The following is a 1,498-nucleotide window of genomic DNA, read 5'->3' as shown; positions in this document are numbered from 1 at the left end:
TTGGTCTCGCCCGAACTCTATGCGACGCCGATCATCATCGGACTACTACTGCAGGCTCTGGCAACCCAGCTTGTTGGACTCCCGCCCGATCTTGGCTATGCGCTCGGCGCGGCCACCATTGTGCTGATCCGCATGCTCGCCATCCACTACCACTGGCGGATGCCAGAGGCGCTGATCAACCGGCCGCGCTGAGGGAGCGGTTGGGATCGGGGGAGCAGGTCTTGGGCCAGCAGCCAGATGGCATAGGTGGGCTTGAGCTTGGTGTAGGACTCGCCGCTGCTGAGCTGGGCGCAGTAAAGTTCGGCCCAGCCGTAGCTCGCCAGTACGCTAACCGCCAGACCATCAGGCAAGCAGCCGCGCCGAACGGGCCAGCATGCGAGCAAAGTCGGGTTCCGGTGACATACCGAACCCCTCCCCGACTGCCCTCAAGGAATCATCAAGAGCATCACACTCGGGTTGCCGCCGGCGAATGCGCTGGCAGATGCTCTGGCCATTGGAGCTCAGTGTAGACTGGGATGCATCAAACATCGCCATCGGTACCGTCCATGACTGAGCTAAAATTGGCAGGCAACGGATTATTGATCCCGCCGCAGTACCTTGAAGAAGTGGGCGCCGAGCCCTGTGTACGGCGCATCAAGGGCGGACTACTCATTGAATCCAGGCATCGATCCCTGGCGCGCGAGCAGCTACGCGATCTGGTTGCACGCCTGCGCATCGCTGCTGAGCCAGCCCCGCCTAGTGAAGATGAAATCGCCGCACTCGTCGACGAGGTTCGCGGCCAACGTGCGCGTCATCGTTGATACCAACGTCTTCGTCTCGGGACTGATCAATCCAGGTGGCGCGCCGGGCTGTATCGTCGACGCGGCGCTCGATGGACGCATCACGCCAGTTTTTAGCGCCGACACGCTGGCGGAGCTCAGCGACGTGGTGATGCGCCCACGGCTGCAACGCTTCTTCAGGCGCGCGACGATCGAGCCCCAGGCTCTACTTGATCGGCTCGCTGACATTGCGGAAATGCTCTCGCCCGGGGTTGCCGATCAGCCTATTCGCGACCCAAAAGATAGGCCGTTCGTCGTCCTTGCCACTGCAGATCCGCCGCCGGATTGCCTCGTCACTGGGGATGCGGACTTCGAACGAGGTCGCTATGGAGACGTGCCGGTGATCTCAGCCTCAATGCTGGCACGACTGCTGTCCGATCAGGCATTGTGACAGACGCATCACCGGCGGCCAGGATGGATGAGATACAAGCACACACCAACGGGACTCTGCTGTGAGTGATTTGGATTCAAAGGCTGACCTCGGCGCCGATATCGACGCCTTCATCACACGCTGGGGCGGCGGCAACGACAGCACCATTAGCCGCGGCGGCAATGAGCGCGCCAACCTGCAACTGTTCCTGACCGAACTCTGCACCCTGCTCGATCTACCCCAGCCCGAGCCGGCCAGTGCCAACAACAGCCAGAACGCCTACGTCTTCGAGCGCGCGGTGACCGAATAC

4 protein-coding genes are annotated in these 1,498 nt (G+C 61.8%); all 4 read left to right on the top strand.

The features are described 5' to 3' along the window. On the top strand, positions 1–192 hold a 192-nt coding region (locus VBE63_RS29170; protein WP_323686472.1), incomplete at its 5' end, for a hypothetical protein. A 353-nt stretch (positions 193–545) separates the two neighbouring features. Beyond that, positions 546–800: a hypothetical protein gene (locus tag VBE63_RS29165; RefSeq protein ID WP_323686471.1), complete on the top strand. Its 255-nt coding sequence runs from the start codon at positions 546–548 to the stop codon at positions 798–800. Beyond that, positions 784–1,209 carry a putative toxin-antitoxin system toxin component, PIN family gene (locus VBE63_RS29160; RefSeq protein WP_323686470.1) on the top strand — a complete coding sequence of 142 codons (426 nt, stop codon included), beginning with the start codon at positions 784–786 and terminating at the stop codon, positions 1,207–1,209. The genes VBE63_RS29165 and VBE63_RS29160 overlap by 17 nt, the downstream gene beginning before the upstream one ends. A 61-nt stretch (positions 1,210–1,270) precedes the next feature. Continuing rightward, on the top strand, positions 1,271–1,498 hold a 228-nt coding region (locus VBE63_RS29155), incomplete at its 3' end, for a hypothetical protein (protein WP_323686469.1).

It is taken from the genome of Lamprobacter sp., assembly GCF_034860625.1.
GTDB lineage: Bacteria > Pseudomonadota > Gammaproteobacteria > Chromatiales > Chromatiaceae > Lamprobacter.
Note: the sequence above shows the minus strand (reverse complement) of the source record. Positions and strands in the feature narration are given on the sequence as shown.

Bases quoted from the DNA above. Each gene is read 5' to 3' on its own strand.
- VBE63_RS29165 (WP_323686471.1), top strand. From the start codon at position 546: ATGACTGAGCTAAAATTGGCAGGCAACGGATTATTGATCCCGCCGCAG.